Here is a 14,062-nt window from a genome sequence, read left to right on the forward strand (position 1 = left end):
AAACGAAAGTCTTTGAGTTATCAACGTTTGATGTGGGAACTGAGAAAAAAGAAGCAGCCTAGTCGTCTAAAACTAGATTGCAGAAGCCCATTGATCGACGCGAAGCGGCGTCGGTGGGTAGTTCACATGCTAATACGTATGGGAAAAAGGCATTTGTTGAATTCAACGATACCTTTAAATTAAGTACTTCTTACATAAAATTAAAAGATTATGATTTACAATCAAGTAGTAGCAAGCAATTCATCCTCAAGGATGTAGAAGGGAATATACTTACATTTGATAAGACAGAACAAGGCTGGAAACTCAATGTTGATAAATCTTTAGAAGGTGTTGTACTTAAAGAAGCGAAGCAATTAATCGCGTTTTCTATTGGTGCATATTTATCACTAATTTCAAAAATAAAATGCCAGTAAAAGACATCTATAAGTTAGGAGGTAGATATTTTATTGTCGCCACATATGGTTATTTTGATAAAAAATCACAAGAAAAGTTAGATGGTATCTTTGAAGAAAAAAATATCGATGCTGAAGCATTAAGGCGCGATATGCTTTCATTTTATCAACCATCAAATCAATAATTTAAGCCTGCTAATGTCCTACTTGTTTGATAAAACGATAAATTAACAAATGTCAGATCACGCATAAATTTAGCTTAACTCTATTATAAATGATGATAACTTTGTGCGCATTATCATTTTATATAGAAATATCACTAGCGACGTCTATCTGTATAAGTAAAAATACTAATGTTATTAATTGCTTGGTTTGTAGTGGGTAGGAAATAGAAAAGCCGCTAAGTGTATCTTAGCGGCTTAACTTTTGAAACTAATGATTAATTATTAGTTTCAAGTGTTGAAGTTGTTACGGCAATCGTATATTCAGTGGCTACTGAGATATAACCATTAACGCGTAAAGTATAAAGTCCACCGCTAGTTGGGCGAAAGTTAATTTCTTCAGGGTTATCTAAAGAGGCGCTATTAGCGACAACTTCACCTGCTTCGTTAAGTAAGTCAAAATCTAAATCTGCAACACCTGACCACGTTAACACGGCATTAAGCATAGAAACGTTATCTGTCAGCTGTATATCATGATCCGACACTTCCATATTTTCATATGATGGACCCACTGAACCGGCAAAGTTACTCTCGGTTTTGATAATGACCGCCGCGGAGTCGACTAATTGACCGTCGAGTAAAATACCGTCAAACGAAACTGTACCGTTGATACGTTTAAGGCTTATGCTATGAACGCTATCGGTGGATAAATCTCTAAATGCAACAGTTTTAACTTGACGTTGTGGCGAATAATAATCTAATAAACCTTGGCTTTTACCATCAAGAAATAATTCGGCATGACCTTTTCTATTATTAGTTATATATTTTAATTGAACACTATCACCAATGAAATCAAAGCTAATTTCCGCATTTCTACGACGTGTCTGTTTAAAGGTGCCATCTGACGATAATGGACTCGTTTTTACAGCCCAACGTTTTTTGTAATTAACATTTTCATCAGTTTCAGAAACTTCAGACCAAACGCCTTGGCTTGACCAGCCAGTTTGTCCGTTCATAAAATCTGTTCTTTCACCGATAGTAACTCTAGCCAAATCTACAGCGGCTTTTACGTTAATATGACCCGCACCCACTTGATGTACTTTATAGCCAGGCATTTCGTCTGCGCTGTCTTTTAAAATTTGTTCAACTTGATCGGGTGATAATTGTGGGTTCACTTCCATCAATAAACCGACCACACCAGCAACAAAAGGTGTCGCCATTGACGTACCACTCATACTGGCATAATAAAGGTGATATTCAGGATGAGCAGGGTCGATAATGGGACCTGCCGCGCCCAATGGCGTATTAAGTGCTCGCGTTGATACAATTGAGCTACCTGGCGCAGTAATATCAGGTGTTTTAATCCAATCACCTTCAACACCACGGCTTGAAAAATCAGCTAATTGACGGTCAGTTGTGCCAGCAGCAACGTTAATAACCCAAGGGGCAATTGCATATTGGTTAAGGGTGTTGTCATCTGGACCACTATTAGAAGCGGCAAAGGTCACTACGATGCCTTTTTTGTAAGCTTGATAAGAGGCTTGGTTGGTAGGGTTGTTCGGATCAAAACTTGCGCCGTCACCGCCACCCCAACTGTTCGTTATGACATCTATACTATAACGTTCGCTATTAGCAATTGCATAATCAAAGCCAGCAATAGCATAAAGAATTGAAATAGCTTCACCAGCGCCTAGACCTACCAAAGTTGCTTTTGGGGCGATACCTGCTTGATAAAAACTTCTCCGTTCATCATCTCTTGATGCTTCACCGCTACCGGCAACAGTGCCGCCAACATGTGTGCCGTGTCCTGAGCTCGTATCGGTATTTGGCACACCTTCTAAAAATAAGTTTTTACCACCGGCAAAATCAAGATCGCCAGCAATTTTAACATTTTGGATAGTTTTATCACCTAGTAATAAATCAGGGTGTGTTGCATCAACACCTGAATCGAGTACTGCAATCGTTGAACCTTCGCCATAAACACCATAATCGTCATGTACTAGATGACCACTGGTAATTTCGCCAGAGTTATAGTTGTAATACTCTAAAGGAGCATCAAAATAAATACTCTTAACCCGTGCATCTTTAGCTAAGTTATTAATTTGGCTGCGAGTTAAAGAGGTACCCGCCATAGGTAATACTTTTAACGCTAAATAAGGAACGTTTAAACCAGTCATAACATTATCTAGTTCATTGTACTGGTGGGTTGAAACAATCACTTTAGTACTTTGAACTAAAGTGGGTAACAAAGATTGTAATTTAGAGCCGATAAGCGCATCTGCATTAACATTAAATGTGGTTGCAGCGACTACACTGACCGACAGTGCCAAAAGTGTCTTTTTCATTTTCTTATTCCTTTTGAATGATTATAATTTTGAATGATTTTAATCTCATTAACTCACCTACTGTGCATAATTTTGTTTAGCGTTATAATCGTGAAGAACCCCTAGGTCTGTGTGATAAAACTACTTAGCAGATGTTTTTTAATACGCTTGAATGGAAGTTATGAAGAGATAGTCGTGGGTAAAAAAGTTAATAATTCATTATATACTGGTCAATTTTTTTATAAAAAGCTCTGGAATCAATATAGCTAATTTTATGCAAGTTACTATATTATATGGGTTTATGAACGATTGCCTCTAGGTTTTAATCAATATCTCCAATTTATTGGAATTATCTTTTTAGCAGAGAAAATACGCTGGTTTTCTATGGTGATGTTGAAAAGATTTGTCGTTTAAATCGTTAAGCTGTTTTATTAGGTTGTTCTGGATTTAATTGCTTAGTTGATGTTGAAGAACGAATGCTTTTTTCTTTAGACCATCGCTTTGTATGTCTGTTTTTTTTGTTTTTATAGAAGATTTTTCGTTTCGCTAATAAATCAACATTTAATCTATTACCAGTTTGATAAACGCTCGACTTAAGTATTTCAGTTAGTATGACATAACGTGAACTTGGTATAATATTGACAAATTTATTACACAGGTCAGTTGTAACAGACGCTTTAGTCTCTTGTGCTAAAAAAGGTAATGAAAATTGTAATTTTGAACTAATAAATGTACCCGCATTGTTGTTAAACGAGGTAATAGCCAGTACACAAATAAATAGAACAACAATTTTATTTTTCATTATTTAATTTCCTTTAACGTTTTGATTCTACCAATCTACTCTGCATTATTTTATTTAGTGTTATAATCGGGAATAACCCCCAGCTAATCCTAATAAAATTACTTAGCAGGAATTTCTCATTAGCTTGTTGTTAATATTTTATCAGGAGCATGGTGAAGTAGAGTGATTATTTTTAATTAAATCATAGGCTTCACTGGATTCCCCTCATAGGGCTACTAATTTGAACTGAGTGAAAAATAACTTAATCAACGTGGTTTTTTTAGAGAAACCCTTCTAAACTTTGAAATAAATTAAACTTAGAGACACTTTAAATGGTAATACGGTCAAGTGATCCTGCTTTAATTGTTAATTTTTGCCAACGAGTTGCGTTGATATCATTGCTTTTATTTACTGGTATAAGCTCGGCTGAAAAAAGCTTTGAAGAACAACAAGCTATTTTTGAGCTTTCACTGGCTGAGTTACTAAACGTTAGGGTTGAAGTTGCCTCTTATACCTCAGAACGGATTATTCAAACTCCCGCGATAGTTTCCCGCTACAATCAAGATGACTTAACTTTGATGGGTATTAGAACCCTAAAAGATATGCTGTCGTTTATTCCCGGTTTTGTGCTACAAGAAAACCGAGCGGGTGGCACTCCCGTAATGATCAGAGGAATAGTGGAAGCCTTTAACCAGAAAATTCTCTTTTTATTGGATGACGTTCCCTACTGGATGCCATCACATTCTGAAATACCGCTTTTAGGTATTCCTATTGAGGCTATCAGTCATGTGGAAGTTATTCGCGGACCTGGCGCTATCTATTATGGTACGAATGCTTCTGCTGGTGTCATTAAAATTGTCACTAAACAAAAAGCGGGCAACAGCCTAGCCATAAATTATGACTCTAATCAAAAACTCAATGTTGGCGGTTATTACTTTCATGCTTTTAATGCTGATTCTCATCTCTCATTAGCTGTTGAGTCTCAAAAAGATAATGGTTTTACCAGCTATATAGCGGGAACGCCACAACCACCTTTTTTTCCAAAGGGCACACCGGACTTTGATCATATTGTTATAACAGAAGAAATGACCTCTGTGCTGGCGCGTTTTCGATACCATGATTTTAATCTTAATTTTCAAATCTTTGACTCGATGACCAATGATACTAACGCGCCAACCCACTTAAGCATAGCGACACAAAGAGAGCATAAGGGGTATTTATTACATCTGGATAAGGGGTGGGAATTTGAACATTCAAACCTGCAACTCTATAGTGAATATAATCAATTTTATTTACAATTTGTCTCGCGAAATGTGCTTGGTTTAGACAATGATGGTGGATTTCGTTTTGATAATAATGGTGATAACAATACCCGCTGGCGCACTGGAGCTACCTTTGATTATCACTGGAGCGACACTTTAATTTTAAATAGCGGTATGGAATTTGAAAAGCGACGTATTGAAAATTATAATTTATATAGCGTAGCGACTAACCGCAATATATTAAGGTTAATTGAATCCCAAGGTGTTGAAGAGAGCGCCTTATTTGGTCAAATAGATTACCAATACCAGCAATGGCGGTTTCTTATTGGTGGTCGCTACACAAATAACAGCCAGAGTGGAGATCGAGTGACCCCACGTATTTCAACAGTTTACCAAATAGATAACCATCAATCGATAAAACTGCTTTATTCGGTTGGTTTTAACTCACCTAATTTTACTCAATTATTTATAAATATTCCTGGCACGATAGAAGGAAATCCTAATTTAAAAGCTGAACTCGTTAAAACTACCGATCTGGCTTATTCATATGAAAAAGATAATACGTTGTTTGTTGCAAACGCTTATTTGTTGAAAGCAGATGATTTTATTCAACGGGGTTTTAATAACAATCTGGTTAGTTTTTTTAATTCAGGTAGCTTTGATCGAAGTGGCATTGAATTAGATTACCAACGCGTTTTTAAAAACTATACGGTATTTGCCAATTTTGCTTATATTCATCAAGGAAATCGTGAGCTGCGTGATGATAACTTAGCCGCGATTGTACCCAAAATTACTACAGCTTTTGGGGTGTCATATCCTTGGGACGAATTGCAAACTTTAGGGGTTTCACTGCGAACCATCAGCAAACGCAATAAAGCGCAAGCCTCATATTTACTTAATGCAAATTACAATTATAAGACTGAGCGCTATTCATTGTTCTTTACAGTAAAAAATTTACTGGGAAAAAAGGTAGTCTATCCAGATACTCAAGACTTTGTAGCAGAACACTTAATTGAAGGTGACGATAACGCTAATCTATCGGTATTACCTAAAATATTTATTTTAGGTAATACCTGGTTAGCCAGTATTAGCTTAGATTTTTGGTTGCAGTGATAAATAAAACAATCTTTATCGAATGTTATATCTCTTGAATCTTAATTACTCACACAAGGGCAACCTTGAGTGCCATAGATTCGATAAAATTTTTTATAACTGTGCTTTTAACCACGTTAGCGCATCATCTTCGTTATCAAAATACTCTATATTTTGAGCCGCTTTTGAAGGCACCCATTGTTGGTCAATACTTTTTATCACTTGCGAGGTAATGACGATAGCTTTTGCTACCATATTTTGGCCATTGAGCCACTCATTAAACTTATTAGATATATTAAATGCGTCTGGCGTAGCACCGTTTAAGTTTGAAAGATTAACGAGGATCAGAAAATTGCTTTGATTGAGCGATTTGATTATTGCTGCTGTTTTTTGCGAGACTTCTTCAGCACCATACTCATTAAAAGACCCTTTTAAGGTAATATGTATAATATTATCTTTTAAAATTATCGTGTTATCACCATGCTCTATCGTCAATTTGACTCTCCAATAACATAACCATTTATTAGTCGTGTTTAGTTAATAGACTAAAGATTTGCATTGTAACTGAATTATAGTAAATATCGCGGTTTATCTTTCATTAGAAGAAGGCATATTACATTTAAACCCCAAAGGCCACCAATAATAAAATACAAACACTGATTAAAACTACTGACACATAGGTTGATTGCATATTCAGTGGCATCACTTCCTGGGGGGAGAGCTTTTTATCAATAAAATTTTTCAGTTGAGCGAGTAAGCCAAGGTTAACGGCTTTATCTTGTACAATTTTTGGTGTCAGCTTTTCGCCTGATAAAAAAAGTTTTTTTATTGCTACTAACTTCAAACCATCGATGCTGAAAGTTACGCGGCCGTCTAGAATAAAGGTCACTAGTAACTTATAGACAATAATTGCTACAACTATGGGCACTAATGATGAGATAAAGCTATTTAGGCTTACCAGTGATAATAAGCTGGTTAAGGTGTACTTTTCATTAAGTAAAGACCAAGGCGCTAACAGTACTAGAAGGGTGTTAACTAGGCAAATGGCCAGTAATGGGTATTCAGATTTCTTGCCATGAGCACTATTTTTCTGACCTTTGTCGTAAGCCATATGGATAAAACGACACATTAAAAGTCCGGTAAATAATGCACTGATAATAATCGCATATTTCAAATAAGGTAAGTCAATGAGCAAAATTTTGACTTCATTTTTAGCGAAAAATCCACTGGTAAACGCAGCTCCAACCAAGGATAACGCCGGTAGTACCATAGTGCTATAAGTCATACCACGCAGGAAGACTGGTGTATTACTTTGTTTATTTAATAATGGTGTAGTTCCCACAGATAAAAATAAAGCTGACTTAGCTAAACCGTGATGAATAGCATAGAAAATAATGGCGCTGGTCATTGCATCTTTCAGAGCGGGAAAGGCTAATATCACACCAAAACAGGCAGATAATATGCCCATTTGGCTCACGGTAGAATAAGCAAGCACCGCTTTGGGATCCTTTTGCATTACCCCCTTTATTGCCGCATAAAAGGCGCCAATGGCGCCAATAACAATAGTCAGTAAACCTAAGTGATAAAATGTCGCAAGATCATTGCTTTGAAAAGGAAAAAATTTAAGCCAACCAATCATGCCAGCTTTTACCATAAAGCCACTTAATAAGGCACTAGCGGGCACTGCAGCAACAGGGTGCGCAAGGGGCAACCAAGCATGAAAACCAAATAAGCCAATTTTTATACCAAAACCAACAACCAGCATTAGTCCCATAAACTGTAATAACGTTGGGCTAACTATCTGTTGAGAAATGTCCATATAATTAAGAATACAAAAGGCACTAAAAATAGCAACTTCACCGACAATGACCCACTTTATATAGACATTAGCCGCTAAAATAGCGGGTGCTGTTTTATCCCTAATAATGAGTACATAGGACGACAAACTCATCAAAGTAAAAAAGGTCAAAAATCCAAACATGTCTGTGCTGAGAACTAAACCAAAACTACTGGCCATAGCGACACAAAATAATGCCATAAAGGTAGGTTTATTATTACCCAAATGAGGATAAAATAAAGCATATGTTGAGCTTAGTAGCCATAATAGCCCCGCCAGCAATAGAAAACCTTGGCTGAGTTCATCGAGTGAAAGCTCACTACCAAAAAATAAGAATGGGATGCTTTGAAAATAATATTCAGGTTGGAAGCCTAAATAAATAGCAGGAATGGCGCAAAGGGGCATTAAATAGGTAAGTTGGATAGCTTTAGGGCGGATGATAATTAATGCGGCTAATATTAGCGGTAATAAAATAGACCAAATTAATAAACTCGACATTTGCTGAGGTAAAATCGATGATTGCAACAAAGTTGTTGTTTGACTAAAGCCGATAGAATCAGAGGAGGCTATGAGCTTTGACCAGCTTAATGCGCTATATTGACTATTAGCAAATAGCCCTGCCAAAATTGCAAATGTGATGGTAACTACCGGTGGCAATAACATCATCCAATGTGCTTCAAGCGTTGGTTTATTCTCTATATGGTTTTGATGCTCAGTATGTTGCTCTGCAGGTAGTTCTGCGTGTTGCGTAGCATATACCGGTGTCGATAATTGCGTTGGTAAACTGGCGTGCCCGGTATCTTGGCTTTCGAGTGAAGGGGCAAGAAACCATGCGCGGTAAACCAGGGGTAAGAAATAAATTGCGTTTAATAAACTACTACCCGCTAGCACTGCTATTACCCAAGTATTACCGGTTTCAATAGCGCCAACACCAAGGTACCACTTAGAAACAAAGCCAGCGATTGGCGGTATACCAATCATACCTAAAATTGCGATGGTAAAGGCAGTCATGGTGATTGGCATTTTTTTAGCAATACCATTTAACTGACTAACTTTATAAATGTGATGTGTTTCAGCCAACAGGCCGGCACAAAAGAACATAGTGATTTTCATTAGCCCTTGATGCACTAAGTGCATAATAGCGCCAACGGCAGCAATAGGGCCAGCGAGTGCAATGCCTAAAGTTATATAGGACACCTGACTCACCGTTGAATAGGCAAGACGCTTTTTTATATCATCTTGATAAATAGCCCTTACCGAACCATAAATAATGGTAATACATGCAAAGACCAACAGCACTTGTAAAACACCTAAAGAACTGGCTAGGTCGACGCCATAAACATCATAAACCACACGTATAATGCCAAAAGCTCCAGCTTTTACTACCGCTACAGCATGTAATAATGAACTAACCGGTGCCGGTGCTGCCATTGCACGAGGTAACCAACCATGCAGTGGAAATAAAGCCGCTTTAACCCCTAAACCTATCATCAGCATGACAAAAATAATAGTGATGGTGGTTGGATCAATATTGGGGGTATTAAGTAAAATATCTGGAGTTGAAAAATCTAAAGCACCCGCGATAGACTTTAACCAGACAACAGCAACCATTAAAATAGCGCCACCGATCATCGTATAACGTAAATAGGTTTTACCAGATTTTAACGAATCGTCATTACCTTTATGGACAATTAATGGGTAGGTCGCTAAGGTAAGGAGCTCATAAAAAATCAAAAAAGTAATTAAATTACCCGCTAAAGCGACCCCTAATGTTGAAAAAACACAGAGACTGAAAAAGCCAAAGAATCGACTTTTGTGCTTTCCTTTCTTAAAGTAACCCACGGCATAAATGGTGGTAAAAAACCATAACACGCCTGAAAGTGTCACAAAGGCTAAAGACAGGGCGTCAGCTTTGAGTACTAAGTTAATATCAGGTAATAGCGGTAATCTTGTTTCAAATACTGCGCCTTGCGAAACGCCCAACAGCATTATGCCAATTAAGATAATATTAATTGCAGCACTCGTTAAATTAACGGATGTTCTGAGTTTTTCATTTTTTTCACCGATGACCATCATCAAAATGCCGGTACTAAAGGCAACGATTAAAATAATAAGCGGTAGCCAGTCGTTTAACATGCTGAATTTCCTTGAAGCTCATTTACAACATTAATCATTAGTAACTACCCGTAATTAGGTTAGTTAACCACATCGCATTTAAACCAATAATAATCGTAATAATAGAAAGGCCAACCGCACCTAAAAGCTTACTTTCACTGATAGCTAAAACGGTAAGTGAGTTTTCCTGAGTCGGTGTGGTAAACGCCAAGTTGAGCACTCTAAATAGATAAGCACTTGCCAATAACCCGCCAATAAAGAGGGTTAATACCCACCACCATTGCTGAGCTTCTACGGCATTATTCAATAATAACCATTTAGCAATAAAACCTCCGCTTGGCGGCAGCCCAATTAAACTGGCACTGGTTACCGCAAAAACAAAAATACTAATGGGGAGTTGTGACGCTATGCCTTGCAGTTGTGATAATTGATCATGCCCCATGGCTTTTTGAATAACGCCGGCAGCTAAAAACATTGCGGCTTTTGCACAGCCATGGGCAACAATGAAGTAAATGACCGCCGTTCGGGCTAAATCGGGCGTGGTAAACATTAACGGAAATGCAAGAAATAAATAACCAATTTGTGCAACAGTAGAGTAGGCAATTAATTGCTTTAATCTGGGTGAAGTAAAAGCCCGATATGAGCCATAAATGACCGCCATGGCGCCAAATATTCCCATTATAGTCACAGCAGTAAATGTAACTACTGGCGCGAGGATTTTAAACCAGAAGGTAAAGAGAATAAAAAATGCTGCTTTAACCACTAAAGCAGACAACATGGCGCTGACTGGCGCAGAAGCATTGGAATGTGCTGAAGGTAGCCAAAAGTGTAATGGAAATAAAGCACACTTCATCATCATACCTAAGGTAATAAGGGCTAACGCTAACTGCATACTAGTATTACTTTCGACTAAATTAGCAACCAGTTGATTGTCGAGAACGCCATAAGTACGATAAATAATAGCCACACCCAATAAATACATTAACGAGCCAAACAGGCCAACTAATAGGTATTGAAATGAGGCTTGTAGTGCTTGCTGCGTACCTTGAATAGCAATTAAGCTTACCGCAGAAAGCCCCAAAAGCTCGAGCATAATATAAGTATTAAAAATATCCGAGGAGATAAAAACACCATTTAAGGCGGTGATCAAAAACCACCATAAAGGCCAAAAGCGGATTTCTTTTTCGTCATCATCAAAATATTGAGTACTGTAAAAGGTGATAGCTAAACCTATGGTCGAGGTCATTAACAGCATAATGGCGCTAAATTCGTTAATCGATAATCTTATGCCCAGTGGCGGCTGCCAGCCACCAATAATTAACTCAATCGGTGCAGCTTGTTGTAAAACATAACCCGCTTGTAGTGCACAGATCACCACTAACGTTATTGAACTAATAACACTAATAAGGCGGCTTAATCTCGTATTACCTGCCACAAAGCAAATAATAGCAATAACCATAGGTAGTATCATTAATGTCGGTATTGAAAAAATTGTAATGAAATTATTAATCAAATTAACCTCGACCTTGAGTATCATTGCTACTCTTTTCATAGGCCGACTCTGCTTGTGTAGCCGCTTCTTCTTTTTGAACTAGTCGTGCGAACTTGGCTATTTTAGAAGCTAAGTTAAGCCCTAAAGCGGTACCAGCTGCGGCAACTATTATTCCTGTTAATACCATTGCATGTGGAATGGGATCAATAGCATCAGGGTAGGTGTGGGCTGCGGCAAGTAGCAACATAAAAATAGCAATACCAATGACATTTAAGCCCAGTAATTTACGAATGAAATCGCTATTTAATAAAAAACCCAGCAAGCCGATAGCGAACAATAAAATAGAGCAAAGGGTGTATAAATTAGTTTGGGATAATTCCATTACGCGTGTCCTTTGTTAATCGATTCAAAACAAAGAAATAATATTAAGGCAATTGCAAAGGTTGCAAAAAATTCAATGACTAAAATACTGGCGCCAGCTAACTCAACAGGAAAAGTGAGAAAAGAATGTGACTGCAAATAAAGTAGCAGTATTACCGCGATAAATGCGATTAACCCTGACGACATTAACAATCGATAACGTAACTGAGTGAAGTTGATAACTTGTACATTGGCTAAAGATAATAAAACTAAACAGCCGGCTAGCAAAGCCGAAGCTTGAAAAGCGCCACCGGGCTTTGTTGAACCAATCCACAGTAAATAACCCGCCATAATAATAGTTAACGGGATAAAGATCTTGGCGATTAATAATACTTGCGATTCTTCTTGAAGGGTAAAGGTCAAAACAGGGGTATCTATTATGTAGGGTAAAACAGCTATCGCGACTACTAAAAAAACAGCAAATTCGATAAAAGTATCGTAAGCACGGTAATTTAACAGTACAGCGGTAACAATATTTGTTACACCCGTTTTATCAAGTTGAGTTAACGTTAACACTTGTAGTTCATTGCTATGAGGAGCCTGGTTAAATATAGCAAAAATGAAAAATGCGCTAAAGAGAGTGACTAAAATAATAATGAGTGCTTTTTCAATAACGTGACTATTGTTAGCTAAAAATTTTATCAAAGATCACCTCGACCCTTTTTTTCTGCGGGTTTATCTATTGATAATTTACGCCATGACGCCAGCAACATTGCTCCCGTTAAACCTGCGCCAATAGCGGCTTCAGCGATCGCAACATCAATAGCATTCAACTGGATCCAACAAAGGGTGATCACCAGCCCAAGACTAATAAATAATACAATAGCGGTGAATGACTGTTTAACTAAGAACATTGAACTGGCAATGGTCAAAACACCAAGACACAATAAGATGTCAATCCATAACTCGCTATTCATTTGATATTTATCCCTTTATTGTGCTGGTTGCCATCATGTTCAACTAATTGTCTTCTGCGTTCATGGCGAGCCACTAAATGACAGCTCGTTGCACTTGTTAGTAAGAGTAAACCCCACACCAAAAGAATTTTTATTGCCATAGAGACACTATCAACTTGTGGTAGCAAGCCTAAGGTGATTAGGCCTACTCCTAAATTGTCAGATTTAGTCAGCGCATGTAGTCGACAAAATACATCAGGAAAACGTAATAGTCCTAACGTTCCAGCAATAAAGAAAATGCAACCCAGCGACAACATTACGATGGTAAAGATATTAGCTATCATTTTTATGATTCTCCAAAGGGCCAGCGTTGTCGGTAGGTTGTTCCGCTAATTTTAAAAAAGCAATGACAGTTATTGATGCTAATAATGTGAAAACTAAAGCAACGTTAGTTATCACTTCGTTGTTTTGTAATACCGACAAGACAATAACGATTGTCGTACCTATAGTGCCAAACAATTGTGCGGCCAACATACGGTTGGCGTTATCGGGACCTATTAAGACCCTAATTAGTCCAACGATTAAACAGAGCAATAAAAGGGTGACAACAATCATGTAAAAGACAATCATTTCTAGCTTACTCTTTTTATTGATGGGTTATCACTTGGTGAAGAAATGTCTAAACGGTACAATTCACAGATAGCGAGTTCACATTGGTATATATCTTCTAATGAACTGCTGGTAACGGTTAGCACATGAACCAATACGCTAGTAGGCTCTCTAATGACACTTACCGAACCGGGTAATAAACTAACCACATTCATAAATAAGTTCATCGGTGAACCGCCAGGTAAATGTTTAATTGAATAGTGAATGAATTCAGGTTGTAATTTCATGTCAACAGAGAATACCCGCACTGCTGTGTCGGTACCGCCCTTTATCGATTGATAAATGAAAAACCAAATGAATTTAGGTACTTTAGCTATGTTGATGTAAAAAGTACGATTAGCACTGTCGGTTTTTTCGGACAATTTGGCAGATACAAAAATGCTCATTGGGATAAAAACAACACCAACAAGCAATGAAGTAAGCTCACCATCAGTAAGTAAAAACCAAAAGCCTGTTAATAAGAGGCTGGATAAGAAGTAAAACAAGATTTAACACTTAGTATTGTTATTGTTAATATTATTTATAATTATAGAAGTTAACTACAACAAAGCCTACAAAAAACTGTCATCTTTTTACTATTTTAAAGATATAATAATTAAAACTTTTCTGTAGGCTTTTCAC

14 protein-coding genes are annotated in these 14,062 nt (G+C 37.4%); 3 read left to right on the forward strand and 11 right to left on the reverse strand.

The genetic code is table 11. The annotated features are described in order from the left end of the window. Nucleotides 1-113: 113 nt before the first annotated feature. Both ESZ26_RS13050 and ESZ26_RS19255 read left to right on the forward strand, forming a co-directional pair. Complete coding sequence (locus tag ESZ26_RS13050; RefSeq protein WP_146799920.1) at nucleotides 114-413, forward strand: hypothetical protein; 300 nt, start codon at nucleotides 114-116, stop codon at nucleotides 411-413. Further along, on the forward strand, nucleotides 404-577 hold the full coding sequence (locus tag ESZ26_RS19255) for a hypothetical protein (protein WP_170246378.1): 174 nt from the start codon (nucleotides 404-406) through the stop codon (nucleotides 575-577). Before ESZ26_RS13050 ends, ESZ26_RS19255 begins: the two co-directional genes overlap by 10 nt. A gap of 254 nt (nucleotides 578-831) precedes the next feature. On the opposite strand, the gene ESZ26_RS13055 is transcribed toward ESZ26_RS19255, so the two are convergent. Both ESZ26_RS13055 and ESZ26_RS13060 read right to left on the reverse strand, forming a co-directional pair. Next, nucleotides 832-2,898 carry a S8 family serine peptidase gene (locus ESZ26_RS13055; protein WP_146799921.1) on the reverse strand — a complete coding sequence of 689 codons (2,067 nt, stop codon included), beginning with the start codon at nucleotides 2,896-2,898 and terminating at the stop codon, nucleotides 832-834. Between the two features lie 397 nt (nucleotides 2,899-3,295). Beyond that, nucleotides 3,296-3,679 carry a hypothetical protein gene (locus tag ESZ26_RS13060; protein ID WP_146799922.1) on the reverse strand — a complete coding sequence of 128 codons (384 nt, stop codon included), beginning with the start codon at nucleotides 3,677-3,679 and terminating at the stop codon, nucleotides 3,296-3,298. A 311-nt stretch (nucleotides 3,680-3,990) separates the two neighbouring features. Between ESZ26_RS13060 and ESZ26_RS13065 the strand changes: the two genes are divergently transcribed. Then, a complete protein-coding gene (locus tag ESZ26_RS13065) occupies nucleotides 3,991-6,033 on the forward strand; it encodes a TonB-dependent receptor plug domain-containing protein (RefSeq protein ID WP_146799923.1) in 2,043 nt (680 codons plus the stop codon). A 93-nt stretch (nucleotides 6,034-6,126) separates the two neighbouring features. Here the strand turns inward: ESZ26_RS13065 and ESZ26_RS13070 are convergent, their stop codons facing one another. The 9 genes from ESZ26_RS13070 to ESZ26_RS13110 form a co-directional block, all read right to left on the reverse strand. Further along, a complete protein-coding gene (locus tag ESZ26_RS13070) occupies nucleotides 6,127-6,507 on the reverse strand; it encodes an STAS/SEC14 domain-containing protein (protein ID WP_146799924.1) in 381 nt (126 codons plus the stop codon). Between the two features lie 124 nt (nucleotides 6,508-6,631). Beyond that, nucleotides 6,632-9,985 (reverse strand): complex I subunit 5 family protein, encoded by a 3,354-nt coding sequence (locus ESZ26_RS19470; RefSeq protein WP_146799925.1) that lies wholly within the window; start codon nucleotides 9,983-9,985, stop codon nucleotides 6,632-6,634. Nucleotides 9,986-10,022: 37 nt separating this feature from the next. After that, complete coding sequence (locus tag ESZ26_RS13080) at nucleotides 10,023-11,516, reverse strand: complex I subunit 5 family protein (protein ID WP_146799926.1); 1,494 nt, start codon at nucleotides 11,514-11,516, stop codon at nucleotides 10,023-10,025. Next, nucleotides 11,479-11,838: an NADH-quinone oxidoreductase subunit K gene (locus ESZ26_RS13085; protein WP_146799927.1), complete on the reverse strand. Its 360-nt coding sequence runs from the start codon at nucleotides 11,836-11,838 to the stop codon at nucleotides 11,479-11,481. Before ESZ26_RS13085 ends, ESZ26_RS13080 begins: the two co-directional genes overlap by 38 nt. Then, on the reverse strand, nucleotides 11,838-12,521 hold the full coding sequence (locus ESZ26_RS13090; RefSeq protein WP_146799928.1) for an MnhB domain-containing protein: 684 nt from the start codon (nucleotides 12,519-12,521) through the stop codon (nucleotides 11,838-11,840). Before ESZ26_RS13090 ends, ESZ26_RS13085 begins: the two co-directional genes overlap by 1 nt. After that, on the reverse strand, nucleotides 12,518-12,793 hold the full coding sequence (locus ESZ26_RS13095) for a hydrogenase subunit MbhD domain-containing protein (RefSeq protein ID WP_146799929.1): 276 nt from the start codon (nucleotides 12,791-12,793) through the stop codon (nucleotides 12,518-12,520). Before ESZ26_RS13095 ends, ESZ26_RS13090 begins: the two co-directional genes overlap by 4 nt. Continuing rightward, the gene (locus ESZ26_RS13100; RefSeq protein WP_146799930.1) at nucleotides 12,790-13,116 is read right to left on the reverse strand and encodes a cation:proton antiporter; all 327 of its coding nucleotides are present in this window, start codon (nucleotides 13,114-13,116) and stop codon (nucleotides 12,790-12,792) included. Before ESZ26_RS13100 ends, ESZ26_RS13095 begins: the two co-directional genes overlap by 4 nt. Further along, a complete protein-coding gene (locus ESZ26_RS13105; protein ID WP_146799931.1) occupies nucleotides 13,106-13,402 on the reverse strand; it encodes an MrpF/PhaF family protein in 297 nt (98 codons plus the stop codon). Before ESZ26_RS13105 ends, ESZ26_RS13100 begins: the two co-directional genes overlap by 11 nt. Nucleotides 13,403-13,404: 2 nt before the next feature. Further along, nucleotides 13,405-13,926 carry a Na+/H+ antiporter subunit E gene (locus tag ESZ26_RS13110; protein WP_170246379.1) on the reverse strand — a complete coding sequence of 174 codons (522 nt, stop codon included), beginning with the start codon at nucleotides 13,924-13,926 and terminating at the stop codon, nucleotides 13,405-13,407. Between the last annotated feature and the right edge of the window lie 136 nt (nucleotides 13,927-14,062).

It is taken from the genome of Colwellia hornerae, assembly GCF_007954355.1.
Lineage (GTDB): Bacteria > Pseudomonadota > Gammaproteobacteria > Enterobacterales > Alteromonadaceae > Colwellia_A > Colwellia_A hornerae.

Coding starts and splice junctions, on each gene's coding strand:
- ESZ26_RS13080 (WP_146799926.1), bottom strand. CDS start 11,516: ATGAAAAGAGTAGCAATGATACTCAAGGTCGAGGTTAATTTGATTAAT.
- ESZ26_RS13100 (WP_146799930.1), bottom strand. CDS start 13,116: ATGATAGCTAATATCTTTACCATCGTAATGTTGTCGCTGGGTTGCATT.
- ESZ26_RS13060 (WP_146799922.1), bottom strand. CDS start 3,679: ATGAAAAATAAAATTGTTGTTCTATTTATTTGTGTACTGGCTATTACC.
- ESZ26_RS13105 (WP_146799931.1), bottom strand. CDS start 13,402: ATGATTGTCTTTTACATGATTGTTGTCACCCTTTTATTGCTCTGTTTA.
- ESZ26_RS13065 (WP_146799923.1), top strand. CDS start 3,991: ATGGTAATACGGTCAAGTGATCCTGCTTTAATTGTTAATTTTTGCCAA.
- ESZ26_RS13055 (WP_146799921.1), bottom strand. CDS start 2,898: ATGAAAAAGACACTTTTGGCACTGTCGGTCAGTGTAGTCGCTGCAACC.
- ESZ26_RS13095 (WP_146799929.1), bottom strand. CDS start 12,793: ATGAATAGCGAGTTATGGATTGACATCTTATTGTGTCTTGGTGTTTTG.
- ESZ26_RS19255 (WP_170246378.1), top strand. CDS start 404: ATGCCAGTAAAAGACATCTATAAGTTAGGAGGTAGATATTTTATTGTC.
- ESZ26_RS19470 (WP_146799925.1), bottom strand. CDS start 9,985: ATGTTAAACGACTGGCTACCGCTTATTATTTTAATCGTTGCCTTTAGT.
- ESZ26_RS13085 (WP_146799927.1), bottom strand. CDS start 11,838: ATGGAATTATCCCAAACTAATTTATACACCCTTTGCTCTATTTTATTG.